Source organism: Nocardia sp. NPDC050697 (genome assembly GCF_040654395.1).
Classification (GTDB): domain Bacteria; phylum Actinomycetota; class Actinomycetes; order Mycobacteriales; family Mycobacteriaceae; genus Nocardia.
In genome coordinates this window covers 524,480-539,607 of record NZ_JBFAHY010000002.1, presented here as the reverse complement: position 1 = coordinate 539,607, position 15,128 = coordinate 524,480, and the positions used below count along the sequence as shown (strand labels likewise).

Here is a 15,128-nt window from a genome sequence, read left to right as displayed (position 1 = left end):
GGAATCGCCAGAAAACGACGGTGGCAAGCCCTGGATTTTCCGGGCAGCGCTGTTAGCATTCGTTCGATTTGCCAGACAGTCGGGGTGTGGCGCATCGCACGAACGGCGGGGGTGTGCGGCACGGGTCCCCGGCACGACGCCGGAGGCTCCCCACCGTGCAGAAGACCGCGAGCTTGCTGCTGTCCGCCCTCACCGGGCTCTCCGCCCTGCTCCTCACCACGGCGACACCGGCGGCGGCGAACCCGAACGCCATCAACCCGATCCCGGTGCTGAACGGCAGCACCGGGCTGCCGCACCTGAACGGCCGCGCCCGCGCCGTCTTCCAGGTCACCGGCATGGCGAGCCCGAACAACACCCAGACCTACAACGTGCTCGGCACCGACCTCGGCATCATGTGGGACAACGGCAACGGCGAGATGCTCACCGCCTTCGGCGACACCGCCGGGCTCGGCTTCCCCAACCTGCTCGCGGGCAGCGTGTGGGCCTGGCGCAGCAATATCCTGCTGCGCAGCGACACCAGGGACCCCGCGAACGGCATCTACTTCGACAGCGTCGTGCGTGACGTATTCGGCCAGGCGCGGGATCTGATCCCCAGCCCCAAGGTGCCGTTCCTGGAGATCAGCCGCATTCCCACCGCGGGCATCTCGGTCGGCGGGGTGCAGTTCATGAGCCTCATGTCGATCAAGACCTGGGACGCCGCCGGCCAGTGGACCACCAACTTCTCCGGCCTCGCCGCCTCCGCGGACAATGGCGAGACCTGGGCCGAGCTGCCCGCCACCAAGCGCCCGAACGAGGGCGGCAACGCCAACTTCCAGATGAACGCCTTCGTCGGCCGCGGCGAGTGGGTGTACGAGTACGGCACCCGCTCCGGCCGCAACAACGCCGCCTACGTGGCCAGGGTGAAGGGCGCCGACATCGGCAACCTGGCCGAGTACGAGTACTGGGACGGCGGCGGTTGGCGCAAGGACGACGTCAACGCCGCGGCCCCGATCATGGGCGGCGTCGGCGAGCTCTCGGTGCTCTACAACGAGTACCTGGGCCAGTACGTCTCGCTGACCACCGACCCGTTCAACTCGGTGGTGCTGCGCCGCTCGCCCGCGCCGGAGGGGCCGTGGAGCGCGCCGGAGGTCATCATCGACACCCGTGAGCTGCCGTCGGCGTACGCGCCGTCGATCTTCCCCTACCAGACCGGGCGCGACCTGTACTTCATGACGACCGTGCACAGCCAGTACAACGTGGTGCTCATGCGCACCACGCTCTGACCCGCTTCCTAGACTGGGCGGCATGGATGCCGCCGCATGGGACGAGCGCTACGCCAGCACCGAGCTCGTCTGGGGCGCCCCGCCGAACAGCACCGTGGTCCAGCACATCCACGGCCTGGAGCGGGCGCCGGAGCTGGTCGCCGACCCGGACGGCACCGTGCCGGAGCTGCCGCGCGCGCTCGACCTGGCCTGCGGCGAGGGGCGCAACGCGCTCTGGCTGGCCACGCACGGCTGGCAGGTGCACGCGGTGGACTGGTCGCAGGTGGCGGTGGACAAGGGGCGCACCGTCGCCACCCGGCTCTCCCGCTCGGTGCGCACCAGGATCACCTGGGAGTGCGCCGATCTCACCGACCCGGCGGTGCTCACCGGGCGGTACGAGCTGGTGCTCATGGTCTTCCTGCACCTGCCGCCGGAGGAGCGGCGCGCGCTGGTGCGCCGGGCCGCCGAGGTGCTGACGCCCGGTGGCACGCTGCTGGTGCTCGGGCACGACACGACCAATATCAGCGATGGGTACGGCGGGCCGCGGGATCCGTCCATCCTGTTCACCCCGGACGACATTCGTGCCGATCTGGGCCCGCTGTCGGCGCAGATCCGGATCGCGGTCGCGGAGCGGGTGCTCCGGCCTACGGAGGAGCGCGACGCCATCGACGCGCTCGTGGTCGCGAGAAAAAGGGAAAATTCTCCCGGGGACTGACGAACGGCGCGATCAGCGCGCCGACCAGCGGCGCAGCCAGGGCTCGACGACCTTCTCGATCTCGTCGAACCCGCGCCGGAACGAGTGCGGCTGCCCCGCGATCACGTGCAGCTCCGCGACATCACCGGCCTCCGGGACGCCGAACGGGTCACTACCCCCATTGATCACCACCACCTCGGCCGCGGCCGCCGCCAGCAGCTCCGCGCGCCGGGAACGCTCCGGCTTCCCCGGCGGATGCAGCGGGAACGACAGCGCGAGCACCCCGCGCGCCCCGGCCGCCGTCGCGGTCCGGCAGGCCACCCTGGCTCCGTTGCTGCGCCCGCCCTGCACCAGCGGCACCGGCCCGTAGCGCTCGCGCAGCGCGGCGACGAGCTCCAGCCACGCCGCATCCTGCTTCTCCGCCGGCCCCGGCGCCCGCGCCCCGCGCACCCGGTACGGCTGCACAACCCGCGCCACCGCCGCCCCGCACCGAACTGCCAGGTCACGCACGGTGAGCAGATCCCTGGCGTCGACCCCGCCCCCGGCGCCGTGGGTCAAAACCACCAGCAGCGACGGCCCGAGAACGTCGTCGATCTCGACCTCGGCGGGCCCCGCACTGGTGTCGATGCGCACAGTCAACCGTAACGACTCGATGTTCCTCGCGTCACATCGACCCGTTCGACTTTGCTACCTCATTACCGGCCGGTAATATGAAGAGTAAGTTACCCGCGAGTAGCTGCATCTTGGGCGGGAACGGCAGACAACCGACCGCACCAACTCAACGGAGAGTGAGTACCGACATGGGTCACTACAAGAGCAACGTCCGCGACCTGGAGTTCAACCTCTTCGAGGTACTGGGCCTGGAATCGCTGCTGGAGACCGGCGCGTGGGGCGATCTGGACGCCGACACCGTGCGGGAGATGCTCAACGAGGTGCGCAGGCTCGCCGAGGGCCCGCTGGGCGAGTCCTTCGCCGAGACCGACCGCCACCCCCCGACCTTCGACCCCGAGACCCACACCGTGCACCTGCCGGAGCCCTTCAAGAAGAGCTACCGCGCCATGCAGGACGGCGGCTGGGACCGGCTCGGCGTACCGGAGGAGCTCGGCGGCCTGCCGATGCCGCGCGCCGCGTACTGGGCCTTCGCCGAGCTCATCCTGGGTGCGCAGCCCGCCGCCTTCATGTACGCCGCCGGCTCCGGCTTCTCGCAGATCTTCCACGACAACGGCACCGACGAGCAGAAGCAGTGGGCCAAGCTCATCGCCGAGCAGGGCTGGGGCGCCACCATGGTGCTGACCGAGCCCGATGCCGGCTCCGACGTGGGCGCCGGCCGCACCAAGGCGATCAAGCAGGAGGACGGCTCCTGGCACATCGAGGGTGTCAAGCGCTTCATCACCAACGGCGACTCCGACGACCTCTTCCCGAACATCATGCACCTGGTGCTGGCCCGCCCCGAGGGCGCCGGCCCCGGCACCAAGGGGCTCTCCCTCTTCTTCGTGCCCAAGTTCCACTTCGACCCGCAGACCGGCGAGCGCGGCGAGCGCAACGGCGTCTTCGTGACCGGGCTGGAGCACAAGATGGGGCTCAAGGCCTCTTCCACCTGCGAGGTGACCTTCGGCGGGCACGGCGTCCCGGCCACCGGCTGGCTGGTCGGCGAGGTGCACAACGGCATCGCGCAGATGTTCAACGTCATCGAGCACGCCCGGATGATGGTCGGCACCAAGGCCATCGCCACCCTCTCCACCGGTTACCTGAACGCGCTGGACTACGCCAAGCAGCGCGTGCAGGGCGCCGACCTGACCAAGATGGCCGACAAGGCCGCGCCGCGCGTCACCATCACCCACCACCCCGACGTGCGCCGCAGCCTGATGACCCAGAAGGCCTACGCCGAGGGGCTGCGCGCGGTCTACCTCTACACCGCCGCGCACCAGGACGCCGCGCTCGCCGAGCGGGTCTCCGGCGCGGACGCCGATCTCGCGGCCCGGGTCAACGACCTGCTGCTGCCGATCGTCAAGGGCGTCGGCTCCGAGCGGGCCTACCAGTACCTGACCGATTCGCTGCAGACCCTCGGCGGCTCCGGCTTCCTGCAGGACTACCCGATCGAGCAGTACATCCGGGACGCCAAGATCGACTCCCTGTACGAGGGCACGACGGCCATCCAGGCGCAGGATTTCTTCTTCCGCAAGATCGCCCGTGACCGCGGCGTCGCGCTCGGCCACGTGGCCGGGCAGGTGCAGAAGTTCATCGACTCGGAGGCGGGCAACGGCCGGCTCAAGGGCGAGCGCAAGCTGCTCGCCACCGCGCTGGAGGACGTGCAGGCCATGGCCGCCACCCTCACCGGGCACCTGATGGCCGCCCAGGAGGACTCGGCCGAGCTGTACAAGGTCGGCCTCGGCTCGGTGCGCTTCCTGCTCGCCGTCGGCGACCTGCTCATCGGCTGGCAGCTGCTGCGCCACGCCGAGCTGGCGATCGCCGCGCTGGACAGCGGGGCGGGCAAGGACGAGGCGTTCTACACCGGCAAGGTCGCCGTGGCGCAGTTCTTCGCGCGCAACGTGCTGCCGGAGCTCACCGCCACCCGCGCCGTGCTGGCCACCCTGGACAACGAGATCATGGAGCTCGACGAAGCGGCCTTCTGATTCGTCCCGCTCGCTCGGCAACGGCCCGGTTCCCACCGGGCCGTTGTCGTTTCCGGGTGCGCCCCCTTCCGAATCCGGGGACAGCAGGCAGAATGGGCCACGCCGACCCGGCTACGCAGAAGGGACCGCCTGGATGAAACGCTCGCTGTCAGCCCTGGTCACGGCCGGTGCGCTGGCCCTGACGGTCGTCGTCACCGGCGGTGCGCCGGCCGGCGCCGACCCGAACAACGTCAACCCCATCCCCGGCATGAACGGCCAGCCGCGCGGCCTGCCGAAGCTGCCCGGGCGGACCGAGGCGGTCTTCCAGGTCACCGGCATGGACAGCCCGAACCGCACCGAGCAGTACAACATGCTCGGCACCGACCTCGGCGTCATGTGGGACGGCGACGGCACGCTCTTCACCGCCTTCGGCGACAGCGCCGGGCTCGGCTTCCCGAACCTGCTCGCGGGCAGCATGTGGGCCTGGACCAGCAACGCCCTCGTCCGCTCCGGCAACCACGACCCGGCGAACGGGCTGCGCTTCGACAGCTTCGTGCCGAATCCGCTGCCGAGTCCCAAGATCCCCGGCATCGAGATCAGCCTGATCCCGACCGCGGGCGTCTCGGTCGGCGGCGACCAGTACCTCAGCATGATGTCGGTGCGGGCCTGGGGCGACCACGGGAAGTGGGACACCAACTTCGCCACCCTCGCCGTCTCGCACGACCACGGCCAGACCTGGCAGCAGCTCACCACCACCCGCCGCGCGAACGTCGACGGCCACGAGCGCTTCCAGCAGAACGCCTTCCTGAAGCGGGACGGCTTCGTCTACCGCTACGGCACGCCCGGCGGCCGGAACAACCCCGGCTTCGTCTCCCGGGTGCGCGAGCCGGAGATCGCGAATATCGACGCGTACGAGTACTGGGACGGCAAGGAGTGGAAACTCAACGATCCGCTCGCCTCCGCGCCCGTCGTCGGCGGCGTCGCCGAACTCTCGGTGAACTGGAGCGGCTACCTCGGCAAGTACGTCATGACCACCACCGACGCCACCAACTCGGTGGTCGCGCGCACCGCCGACGCCCCGGAGGGGCCGTGGAGCGAGCCGCGCGTGCTGATCGACACCCGCGACCTGCCCAGCGCCTACGCCCCGATGATCTGGCCCTACCAGACCGGCGACGACCTGTACTACCTGCTCACCGTGCACAACCAGTACAACGTGCTGCTCATGCGCACTCCGCTGGACGTTCTGCGCTGAACGCACGAGATCGCCCCGCCGCGGGGAGCTCCGCGGCGGGGCGATCGGCGTCGTGGATCAGCCGATGCCGCTGTCCGCGCCGCCGCCGGTGGAGGAGCCGGTGCCGAGCAGGCCGAGCAGCGCGGTCAGCAGCACCGTAAGGCTGTCACCCTGGCTGGGCGGCGGCGTGGAGGGGGTGGCGGAGGCCAGCCCGGCGCCGAACATCAGCCCGGTGGCGGCCAGCACGGTGACAGCGGCGGCACGTACCTTCATGGAGCGATCCCATCTTCCGATCTGAAACGGCGTCATTTCGCCGTCCGTCCGGACTGTCTACCAGAGATGGCGGGCCGACAGACCGGTTTGCCGAGATGTGAATCAGCTTTCCTTCTCTTCCCGAGCGCGCCGTACGACTGCCGAGTTCTCCGGCAGCCCCCTAAGATCGGGGCCCATTAGGGGATCGAAGGGGAAAAGTTTGTCGGTCGATGAACGGATACCGGTGCGGATCGGTGTCGTCGAGGATCACGCCGTCATGGTGGCCGGGCTGCGGATCATCCTCGCCCCGCACCCGGAGCTGCGCATCGAGGCCGCCGCGGAGACCGTGAAAGAGCTGCTCACCCAGCGGGTTCCGCTCGATCTGGTCATTCTCGACCTGCGGCTGAACGACGGCTCCGCGCCCGGCGACAATGTGAACCGGCTGCGCGCGGCCGGGCTGCGCACCCTGGTCTACACCTCCGGCGAGGACCCCTACCTCATGCGCGCGGCGGCCAGGGCAGGCGTCGGCGGCATGGTGCTGAAATCCGAGCCGCCGGAGCGGGTGGTCGAGGCGGTGCGCGCCGCCGCCCGCGAGGACGGCGAGCTCGGCACCGAGCTGGCGCTCGCCATCGACGGCGACGAGGATTTCGCCGTCGACCTGCCGCCGCAGCTGCGCCAGGTGCTCGAGCTCTACGCCTCCGGCGAGACCGCGGCCAGGGTCGCGCACCTCATGGATATCGCCGAGGACACCGTCACCGAGTACCTCAAGCGCATCCGCCGCAAGTACGAGGCCGCGGGGCGCCCCTCCGGCAACCGCGCGGAACTGCTGAAACGAGCCGTGGAGGACGGATGGCTACCGATCCCGCGCCGCCGGGGGAGATGAGCACCGAGCTGCGCATGAAGCGGCTCTTCGCCCGCTTCGTCGCCTTCGGCTACCTGGCGTATTTCCTGGTGCTGGCCTCGGATATCGCGGACACCGCGCGGGCGACCGCAGCGTGGTGGCTGCCGTTGGCCGTGGTGTCGGTCTTCGCCCCCGCGCTCGGCCTGGTGGTGGCGGCGGCCCCCGAGCGGCCGGAACGGCTCGGGCTCGCGGTCTCGGCCGCCGCCGCCGGTTTCCTGCTCGCCGTCGCCACCTGGCCGCTGGCCTGGGACGGGCGCGAGATCGATATCGACCACGGCGTCTGGCTCTCCACCATCCCCGGACTGCCCGCGCTCGCCGTCGCCATCGTCTGGCCGCCGCTGCCGACCATCGCGCTGCTCGCCACCGCCACCGTCGGCGCCCAGCTGGTGAACGCCGTCCTCCGGGTCGACCCGCCGAACCCCGTCGTCGAGATCCCCTGGTCCTTCTCCTTCACCCTGCTCTACACCTGCGCCGCGCTCATGGCGCTGCGCACCGCCCGCCTGCTCGACCGCACCCGCTCGTCCGCCGAGGCCACCGCCGCCACCGCCTCCGCGCGCGAGGCGCAGCAGGTCGAGCGGGCGCGGATCGACGGGCTGACCCACGACTGGGTGATGAGCGCGCTGCTCGCCGTCGCGCGGACACCCGATGATCCCGGGGTGGTGCGGCAGGCCGAGGAGGCTGTCCGGCAGGTCGAGCAGTTGCGCTCGGGTGGTCTCAGCGACGCCCCCTTCGACGCGGAAGCCGCTGCCGCGCATCTGCGTTCAGCCGCGGCGGCGGTGGATGCGCAGCTCGGTATCGAGCTGGAGGTGGCGTCGGAGACGTCGTACCCGGCCGAGGTGGTGCGGGCCATGGGGGCCGCGCTGGCCGAGGCGTTGCGGAACAGCCTGCGGCACGCGGGGTCCGATGCGGATCGGGCCGTCGCGCTGCGGGTGGAACCGCGGTCGCTCACCGCCGTGGTGACCGATGACGGGCGCGGGTTCGATCCCGCCGCCGTCCCGCCGGAGCGGCTCGGGGTGAGCGTCGGGATTCAGGGCCGCATGCGGCAGCTGCCCGGTGGGGCCGCCGCGGTGACCTCCGCGCCCGGCGCCGGGACCAGCATCCGGCTCACCTGGCGGGCGGCATGAACCGCGGCGACGCCTGGACCCTGCTCGGCGCCCGCACCTGGGTGGCCTGGGTGCTGACCGGCTTCTACCTGCTGGCCACGGTGGCGCAGCCGCTCGCCTCGTGGGGTACCTACACCGCGTGCTGGCCCGTCGTCGGCGCCGTCCTGCTCTTCGTCCTGGCCGGGGTCGTCCTGATCGCCACCCCCGGTGACCCGCTGCCACTCTGGGCCACCGTCGTGATCGTGGTCGCCTGCCCCGCGGCCTGCGCGCTGCAGTTCAGCGCCTTCTCGCTGCCGCTGCAGACGCCGCACCAGCTGTGGCCGGTCGGGGCCTCCATCGTGCCGTACACCTTTCTCTGCGTGCGCCGCCGGATTGTGGCCGGGTGGATCGGCGGGGTTTCGCTCACCCTCGTCTGCCTGGGGTGGACCACGCTGACCGGGCAGTCGGCGGGTACGGCCATCTCCATCTCGGTGCTGAATGCCGGGCCGCTCATGATGAGCACGCTTTTCGCGGTCACCGTCGTTCCCGCCGCGGACACGATCTATCGGCTGCGGGCCGAGAACACGCGGCGGGCGGCCGACGATGCCGCTGCCGGCGCGGCGCTTGCGGTTCGGGATGCGCGGTTGCGGCGGTTGGACCGGCTGGTTCGTCCGGCGCTCGACCGGATCGCGGCCGGGCCGCCGTTCCGCGAAGCGGAGATCGCCGAATTCCTGGTGCTGGAGGCTCACCTGCGGGACACGCTGCGGGCGCCGGGGCTGGTGGGGGCGGAGCTGGATGCCGCCGTCCGGGCAGCTCGGGAGCGTGGGGTGCGGGTGCGGTTGACCGATGACGGCGGGCTCTCCGGCACCGATCCCGCTGTCCGGGAACGGATTCACCGGCGCATCGCCGAGGAGCTGAACACCGTCACCGAGGGTGTGGTGACGGTGCGGATCCTGCCGCCGGGGAGGCGGCGGACCGTCACCATGGTCAGCTCGGCGGCCGCGGCGGTGCGGCGGCTCGATCTCGGCCGAGATGGAATTGCCACCCAGCCCGCCGACAGCGGGCCACCTATCTGACCACCAATGTTTCAGACCGAAGCCGGGCTTTCACAATGGTGCGCGACCATCTCTACCCACAATCGCATGCAGCGCAGATGCCGGCGTCACCGCTCTCTCCTCCGCTTGCTCCCGGATCTCGGAGATGATCGACCGAAACAGGTCCCCGACATTCATCGAGTCGCGCCACCTTTCCGTCGGTCCACTGCGCGCCGAGTTCCGGCCTACAGGTAGGGGTTGCTTCCCATGAGCGCCCGCGGCGTGAGCTCGCTCAAGATCTGCAGGTGCACCTCCGCATCGACGATCTCGACGTTCTCCGGCAGCATGGCGCCGCCCAGCGCCGACGCCGGTACGAATCCGTACATGGTGTCGACGTCGACCGGCCCCAGCCGTTTCAGCACGCGCTTGAACAGTGGACGATCGTCGTCACCGTCCGGATCCAGCACATCCGTCAGCGGTGCGGTGAAGTACGTGATGATCTGCAGATCCCGCTCGAAGCTGTCGACCATGCCCTGTGATTTGTCGACCGGGAAGATCATCCCCGAGTAGGGAACGACAGTCAGGCTCAATCCGGTGCGCTCGCCCCAGAGAACCAGCCTTCCGAAAGCCGTCCTGGACACGGCGACCCATCGAGTCTCCTCGAACGGCAAGGTCAGGTCGGGAGTCCATTCGTCGACGGTCGGCTGCCACACGACGGGATCGCAGATCCAGAACAGCCCTTTGCGAAATCCCGAGAATCCCAGCTCACGCCAGACCTCGAGGAGAAAATCAGGGACAACGCCGGCGAACATTTCGAAACGCTCGGGTGGCGCCGCATGGAAGGACGTGGGCCGACCCCACTGCTCGGTAATTCGATCTACAGAGAACGGCATTCTAGCTCAGACCCCATTCAATATTGAGTAAGTGATCACCAAAACCTCGACTGACCAGATCTTCGGCATATTTCCTCAAGTCCTCTGCGCGACGCCCCTTCCATTGGCGTTTGAAGTCGACTCGATGCGGAAGCCCGACGTGCGGGCTGCTGCCGATTCCCATCCGAACGGGACCGCTGTAGAGCGGGCACGGGCGGCCGCGAACGCGTGCACCCGCTCGCCAGGTTTCGGCGCGGCCGCGGGTTCACATATCACGGCAAACGATTCCACAACGACATCCACGGCGCTATCGCATCGTCGATTTCCACCGCGAATGGGGCAAGCCTTTTCAGTACGGACAGTTCATTCTTGAGGAGACGCAGGTCGAGAATCCGGGCTCTGGGAAGGTCTCGCCAATGGCTGGCATCGGAATCGACCGAGTCGTATCGACCGGACCACCGCTGCGTGAATTTCCGCAGCACATCTCGGCAATCCAACAGAGAACTGTCCGATCGCGCTCCGTGTCGTTCCACCATCTCCGCACGCAACCGCACACCGTTCAGATACTGCCGCCTCTGCTCGGATTCCGAATCAGCCCGCCGCTCCATCCGGTTTCTTACAGCGACAGCCACCCGAGCCCAGGCCAGATCTACCGCACGAGTACCCGCCATCGCTTCTGCTCCAGCAACTTCTGCCAGACCTTCCCAGTTGAACGACGACAGCGGCCGATCGACGTCGAGCACCCACGTCTCGATCTCGGCCGGTGACATGGATATGACCGAATCGAAGAGTTCGGTTACATGTTCCATAACTCAGCCCTCCACGTCACTCGAAGAATATAATCCCAAACCGCTGGGATGCTTCACGCTTCTCCCGCGGCCAGCACGAAGCCCTCTCGAACTCGATACTCCTTAACGCCAGGTCTCGGCAGCTCGTCCCGGGCGGACAGAAGATGGTGCCGGGTGAGGGCGAAGACTACGTGAGTGTGTCGCAGATTCGAACGACCGTGGCCCCGCACCTTGGACAAGGTGCGGGGCCACGGTAAAATCCGAGGATTTTCGGTTAGTTCCAGATCGAGGCGCCGCTGTTGCGCTGCACCAATCTTCACCTAGCGCGACCTGCGCTGTCAACTACTTTCTGCTCATTCCGAGCAAGAATCCGGGGTAGTTATGTCCCATCGGTTGCCCCGAAGCGTGTCGAAGTCACGGCGCTACAGCGCGATTCGCACGCGGTCTGTTGCTGCCGGTTACTTCCGAGTGGTATCTGATCGTGCGCGACAAACGGCGGGGCATCCTGCTCTGCGAGGATCAAATCACAATCCCTCCCTTAATCCCCGAGCCGCCTCGGACGGTGGCCGGTTCTCGACTCGAGAATAGCTTCAGAAGTTGCGAGTTGATCTAAGCTCGCACTGCTCCACACCTGTGCCGCGCTCATGGCGCTGCGCACCGCGCGGCTGCTGGACCGCACCCGCTCGTCGGCGGAGGTAACCGCGGCGACCCGATCCGCGTGTGAGGCGCAGCAGGTCGAGCAGTTGCGCTCCGGGGGCTCAGCGACGCTCCCTCGACGCTGAATGCCGGGCGGCTCATGATGAGCACGCTCTTCGCCGTCACCGTCGTCCCTGCTGCGGACACAATCTATCGGCTGGGGGCCGCAGATACCCGGCGCGCGGCCGATGACGCCGCCGCCGGTGTGGCGCTGGCGGTTCGGGATGCGCGGTTGCGGCGATTGGATCGGCTGGTTTGTCCGGCGTTGGATCGGATTGCCGCCGGACCGCCGTTTCTCGATTCGGAGGTTGCCGAGTTTCTATTGCTGGAGGCGCATTTACGGGACACGGTGCGGGCCGCCGGGGTTGGTGGGGGCGGAGTTGGATGCCGCTGTGCGGGCGGCACGGGAGCGGGGATTCGGGTGCGATTGCACGACGACGGCGGGTTGACCGGGACGGATCCGGTTGTGCGGGAGCGGATTCACAGGCGGATCGTCGACGAGTCGGACACCGTCACCGAGGGTGTGGTGACAGTGCGGATTCTGCCGCCGGGGCGGCGGCGGGCCGTCACCCTGGTGAGCTCGAGAGCCGACGCCGTGCGTCGACTGGATCTCGGCCGCGATGGAATCGCCACCCAGCTGGCCGACAGCGCGCAGGTCACCGAATAGCTCGGCCGCTCGAACTCGCACACCCGTTTGAGCGAATCCTGGAGATGAACATTTCTACGGCCGAGATACCGGTCCATTGGCGAGGCCGCTCCGCGGCGTAGCCGGAAGATGTTCCGACTACGCCCCCCTCCGACGGACCAGCAACGGTCATTCACGGTTATTGGCACCTTCATAGGCCTCGTTCATCATCTGCTCGTGCTCGGCGACCACTACACGGAACATGGACTCGAAGTCATCCAGAACGTCTACAACCTCTCCACCTGATACCCAGATAACCTTCCCGCCCATGGTCGATATGTCTCTCTTGACCATGAGAAAAATATGCTCGCTGCCTTCACCTGCCGCAATGGGGATCACATCGGCGCTACCGAGACCCAGCTCAGCCAGAAGACCCTCTGCCGCGAGATCGGCCAGGTCGAGTTCAGCGACTCGCCCGATACCGTCGGCGCCGCCGAGTTCCGGGGTCCCGAAAAGATCCGTTATCCAGTAGAAATAGGGCCAGCCATTCGCATGGAGAAGGAACTCTCTGTACTGATCGGGGAATTCGGAATCGATAGCCGATTCGATAGCCGATATCTCCGATTCCAGTGCCGCAACTCGAGGGATAGTGTACTCGTCCATGAAATCGGGATCTATCTCATCGATTTTACCTTTCAGCATTATCAGATACCCGATATAGCTACGCCAATCGATAGTCTCGCTCACGGTATCCCCTCGATCTCGAACATCGTAGGATGATATCCTATTGGATATTTGCCGGACTGCGAACCGAGTACGTTGTTGATGCGGCGAGTATGTCTTCCCCAAGCAGGGGGAGTTGGCACCCCGAGCCAGGTGGAGTCCGGCAGGTGCGCGGCGACGTCTGCTCCGTAGGGGTTTCCCGCGGCAGCGGCTCGCCGCCTTTCAGCGCGTGTGATGCTGTTTTTCACGCTTTCGAACGTTCTCGTTGTGGCAACCCTGCCCACCGGTGACAAAGCACCGCTTGCGAGCGCCGCGTTGGCGTGATCCCGGTATTCGATTGCCTGCGCGATCTCGGCCGGGGTCGCGTTGGCGGGAAGGCGAAATCGTACAGGTCCGGACCCGACCCCGAGTCTGGCCATCTGAGTACCGTGGGTCACCGATGTCGATGCGGACGGCGAGCCGGTAGCCGATCGCGACCTCGGAGGCGAAGCACGACGAGGGCGCCCGCCGGCTGCGCTCGCAGGCCTCGACGTGTTGAATCGGGCACTGACGACCACGTCGGCCCCGGCGCCGGCCGGCGCATATGACGCCATCGCCTGCTGAACCGTTGCGCTGACCCTGTCGGCGAAACCACCCCACCAGCGGATCTCCGCCACGCCCGCGTCACGGGCTCTGCCCGCCCACGCCGTGAGCTTGTTCGCCCCGCCGGTTCGCAGCCCGGAAGAAAGGCCCTGCATCGCCGAGTTCTTGGCATTCGACGTCGTGAGTCCGGCCGAGCGACCGGTAAGGAAGTCCCGCGCTCGCGCAATTCCGCCGACCGTCTGGGACATCCGTGACGTGGCGACGGCTCGGGCAGCTCCATCGACAGCCCCCGTGCCCTTTCCCGTCTTTCCCGCGCCACCCAAGCCCTTGCTCGGAAGCAGGAAGGTCCCGACACCGAAGGCGGCTTGCCCCAGTGTGTAGGCGGAGTGGTCGCTGTAACCGGACCAGTCGGTGCCGATAACCAGCTTGGATTGTTCGTTGTAGGCGTTGCCGATTGCCAGGCGGGCATTGTCGAAGGCACCACCCCAGTTCTGGTTGCCGAGCGAGGCGGCGCCGAGTTCCCAGACGGTAATGCCCAGGGCGGTTGCTCCCGCGGCACCGATGTTCCACAGTTGCTCGCCGAGGCCTTGGAGGGCCTCTTCGCGGGTCATGAGGTGTGGGTTCTTCCCGAAGACACGGCCGATGTCGTTGATGGAGTTGGTGATCCCCGACAGGGCACCGATGCCGTAGACCATGCCGACTGCGCTGTCGGCGGCGCCCATCCCGAACTGTTCCCACAGCGGTGGTGCCGGGCGCTTATTCCGTCCGATCTCGTTGCCGTCGCGGTCGAGGTGGATCCTGGTTGAATCGTTGAGCTGTACCGTCGTCCAGCCCGAAGGCGAGGTGGTCGAGCGCCACCATTGGCCGGGTTTGCCGCGGAACTCCGTGGTGAGGCCGGTGTGGTCGAGACGCAAGTGGCGCGTCCCGTCGCCGTCGGGTTCGGTGCGCATCATGATGGAGCGGCCCTGGCTGTCGGTGGTGACCGTCCAGTCGCGATCATCGATTTCGGTGGCTCTGCGCCAGCCGTTGCCCGCGCTGTCGACCATGCCGGTGAACCTGCTGTCCACGCCACCGAAACCATCGGGTGCAGCGGTGACTTCGATCGAGTTGCCGTAGTTGTCGACGTGCAGGTTGTTGTAGAGACCCGCCGCGTTGCGGGAGCCGATATCGGTGGCTTGGCGTTGGCCGTCGTCGCCGTAGGTCACGGTGCGGACCCGGGTGAGATCGGGTGATGTCTCGAACTCCGAGGTCGGTCGACCACTCGTGGACGTACCGGGGGCGAAGTGCTGGCCGTAGCCCACTATGTCGGGTGCGCCCGACTCGAAGTAGGAGGCACTGCCTGTCGCGTCGTTCTGCCACCTCTTGTATCTGCCGGTGGCATCGATGGTGACGATCCGCGCCCGGGAGATCTCGTTGCCCGCGGCGTCCCTGACCACCGCGTCGACGGAGTCGCCGTTGTTGCCCTCGAGGATCGTGTACTGCACGGTGAGGTCTTGGTCGCGCTGCTCGAACCAGGGCACACCTGCTTCTCGGCCGACGGTGGATGGCATGGGCAGCGGGTCGCGGTTCGGGCCTTTGGCTGCCAGCAGCGGATCACGCTCGGGTTCGGGGGCAGCGGGTGTCGTCACGCCTGGCTGCGCCGGAGACTTCCCCGGCGGCGGCGGCGGCGGCGGTGACGTGGACGGGGTCGTAACTCCCGGCTGGACCGGCGACTTGGCCGGTGGCGCCGGAGTAGACGGGGTCGTGACTCCCGGCTGCACGGGGGATTTCGAGGGCGGCGCCGGTGTGGACGGAG

At 68.0% G+C, this 15,128-nt stretch carries 14 protein-coding genes; 8 read left to right on the top strand and 6 right to left on the bottom strand.

Annotated elements, in window-relative coordinates; all coding sequences use genetic code 11:
- Window positions 1-155: 155 nt before the first annotated feature.
- Together AB0H71_RS10055 and AB0H71_RS10050 are read left to right on the top strand one after the other, a co-directional pair.
- A complete protein-coding gene (locus AB0H71_RS10055; RefSeq protein WP_357017460.1) occupies window positions 156-1,262 on the top strand; it encodes a DUF4185 domain-containing protein in 1,107 nt (368 codons plus the stop codon).
- A 22-nt stretch (window positions 1,263-1,284) separates the two neighbouring features.
- Complete coding sequence (locus tag AB0H71_RS10050; protein WP_357017458.1) at window positions 1,285-1,956, top strand: class I SAM-dependent methyltransferase; 672 nt, start codon at window positions 1,285-1,287, stop codon at window positions 1,954-1,956.
- 12 nt (window positions 1,957-1,968) lie between these two features.
- Here the strand turns inward: AB0H71_RS10050 and AB0H71_RS10045 are convergent, their stop codons facing one another.
- Window positions 1,969-2,568: an alpha/beta family hydrolase gene (locus AB0H71_RS10045; RefSeq protein WP_357018476.1), complete on the bottom strand. Its 600-nt coding sequence runs from the start codon at window positions 2,566-2,568 to the stop codon at window positions 1,969-1,971.
- 167 nt (window positions 2,569-2,735) lie between these two features.
- On the opposite strand from AB0H71_RS10045, the gene AB0H71_RS10040 reads away from it, so the two are divergent.
- Window positions 2,736-4,568: an acyl-CoA dehydrogenase gene (locus AB0H71_RS10040; RefSeq protein WP_357017455.1), complete on the top strand. Its 1,833-nt coding sequence runs from the start codon at window positions 2,736-2,738 to the stop codon at window positions 4,566-4,568.
- A 133-nt stretch (window positions 4,569-4,701) separates the two neighbouring features.
- Complete coding sequence (locus AB0H71_RS10035) at window positions 4,702-5,799, top strand: DUF4185 domain-containing protein (protein WP_357017452.1); 1,098 nt, start codon at window positions 4,702-4,704, stop codon at window positions 5,797-5,799.
- A 57-nt stretch (window positions 5,800-5,856) separates the two neighbouring features.
- Here AB0H71_RS10035 and AB0H71_RS10030 read toward each other — a convergent pair whose 3' ends face one another.
- Window positions 5,857-6,051, bottom strand: coding sequence for a hypothetical protein (locus AB0H71_RS10030; RefSeq protein ID WP_357017450.1), 195 nt, complete (start codon window positions 6,049-6,051; stop codon window positions 5,857-5,859).
- Between the two features lie 199 nt (window positions 6,052-6,250).
- Here AB0H71_RS10030 and AB0H71_RS10025 point away from each other — a divergent pair, with 199 nt between their 5' ends.
- Genes AB0H71_RS10025 through AB0H71_RS10015 form a run of 3 tightly spaced genes read left to right on the top strand, consistent with a single transcriptional unit; the run spans window position 6,251 to window position 9,089 of the window.
- On the top strand, window positions 6,251-6,913 hold the full coding sequence (locus tag AB0H71_RS10025; protein ID WP_357017447.1) for a response regulator transcription factor: 663 nt from the start codon (window positions 6,251-6,253) through the stop codon (window positions 6,911-6,913).
- Window positions 6,880-8,055: an ATP-binding protein gene (locus tag AB0H71_RS10020; protein ID WP_357017444.1), complete on the top strand. Its 1,176-nt coding sequence runs from the start codon at window positions 6,880-6,882 to the stop codon at window positions 8,053-8,055. The genes AB0H71_RS10025 and AB0H71_RS10020 overlap by 34 nt, the downstream gene beginning before the upstream one ends.
- Window positions 8,052-9,089: a hypothetical protein gene (locus AB0H71_RS10015; RefSeq protein ID WP_357017441.1), complete on the top strand. Its 1,038-nt coding sequence runs from the start codon at window positions 8,052-8,054 to the stop codon at window positions 9,087-9,089. The genes AB0H71_RS10020 and AB0H71_RS10015 overlap by 4 nt, the downstream gene beginning before the upstream one ends.
- A gap of 203 nt (window positions 9,090-9,292) precedes the next feature.
- Here the strand turns inward: AB0H71_RS10015 and AB0H71_RS10010 are convergent, their stop codons facing one another.
- Together AB0H71_RS10010 and AB0H71_RS10005 are read right to left on the bottom strand one after the other, a co-directional pair.
- Window positions 9,293-9,940, bottom strand: coding sequence for a GAD-like domain-containing protein (locus AB0H71_RS10010; protein ID WP_357017438.1), 648 nt, complete (start codon window positions 9,938-9,940; stop codon window positions 9,293-9,295).
- Between the two features lie 251 nt (window positions 9,941-10,191).
- On the bottom strand, window positions 10,192-10,728 hold the full coding sequence (locus tag AB0H71_RS10005; protein ID WP_357017436.1) for a hypothetical protein: 537 nt from the start codon (window positions 10,726-10,728) through the stop codon (window positions 10,192-10,194).
- Window positions 10,729-11,503: 775 nt separating this feature from the next.
- Here AB0H71_RS10005 and AB0H71_RS10000 point away from each other — a divergent pair.
- Window positions 11,504-12,070 carry a hypothetical protein gene (locus AB0H71_RS10000; protein ID WP_357017433.1) on the top strand — a complete coding sequence of 189 codons (567 nt, stop codon included), beginning with the start codon at window positions 11,504-11,506 and terminating at the stop codon, window positions 12,068-12,070.
- Window positions 12,071-12,217: 147 nt separating this feature from the next.
- Here the strand turns inward: AB0H71_RS10000 and AB0H71_RS09995 are convergent, their stop codons facing one another.
- Together AB0H71_RS09995 and AB0H71_RS09990 are read right to left on the bottom strand one after the other, a co-directional pair.
- A complete protein-coding gene (locus AB0H71_RS09995; RefSeq protein ID WP_357017431.1) occupies window positions 12,218-12,775 on the bottom strand; it encodes an SMI1/KNR4 family protein in 558 nt (185 codons plus the stop codon).
- Window positions 12,772-14,961 (bottom strand): hypothetical protein, encoded by a 2,190-nt coding sequence (locus AB0H71_RS09990; protein ID WP_357017428.1) that lies wholly within the window; start codon window positions 14,959-14,961, stop codon window positions 12,772-12,774. Before AB0H71_RS09990 ends, AB0H71_RS09995 begins: the two co-directional genes overlap by 4 nt.
- Window positions 14,962-15,128 lie beyond the last annotated feature (167 nt).

Bases quoted from the DNA above. Each gene is read 5' to 3' on its own strand.
- AB0H71_RS10050 (WP_357017458.1), top strand. From the start codon at position 1,285: ATGGATGCCGCCGCATGGGACGAGCGCTACGCCAGCACCGAGCTCGTC.
- AB0H71_RS10040 (WP_357017455.1), top strand. From the start codon at position 2,736: ATGGGTCACTACAAGAGCAACGTCCGCGACCTGGAGTTCAACCTCTTC.
- AB0H71_RS10035 (WP_357017452.1), top strand. From the start codon at position 4,702: ATGAAACGCTCGCTGTCAGCCCTGGTCACGGCCGGTGCGCTGGCCCTG.
- AB0H71_RS10030 (WP_357017450.1), bottom strand. From the start codon at position 6,051: ATGAAGGTACGTGCCGCCGCTGTCACCGTGCTGGCCGCCACCGGGCTG.
- AB0H71_RS10020 (WP_357017444.1), top strand. From the start codon at position 6,880: ATGGCTACCGATCCCGCGCCGCCGGGGGAGATGAGCACCGAGCTGCGC.
- AB0H71_RS10015 (WP_357017441.1), top strand. From the start codon at position 8,052: ATGAACCGCGGCGACGCCTGGACCCTGCTCGGCGCCCGCACCTGGGTG.
- AB0H71_RS10010 (WP_357017438.1), bottom strand. From the start codon at position 9,940: ATGCCGTTCTCTGTAGATCGAATTACCGAGCAGTGGGGTCGGCCCACG.
- AB0H71_RS10005 (WP_357017436.1), bottom strand. From the start codon at position 10,728: ATGGAACATGTAACCGAACTCTTCGATTCGGTCATATCCATGTCACCG.
- AB0H71_RS10000 (WP_357017433.1), top strand. From the start codon at position 11,504: ATGATGAGCACGCTCTTCGCCGTCACCGTCGTCCCTGCTGCGGACACA.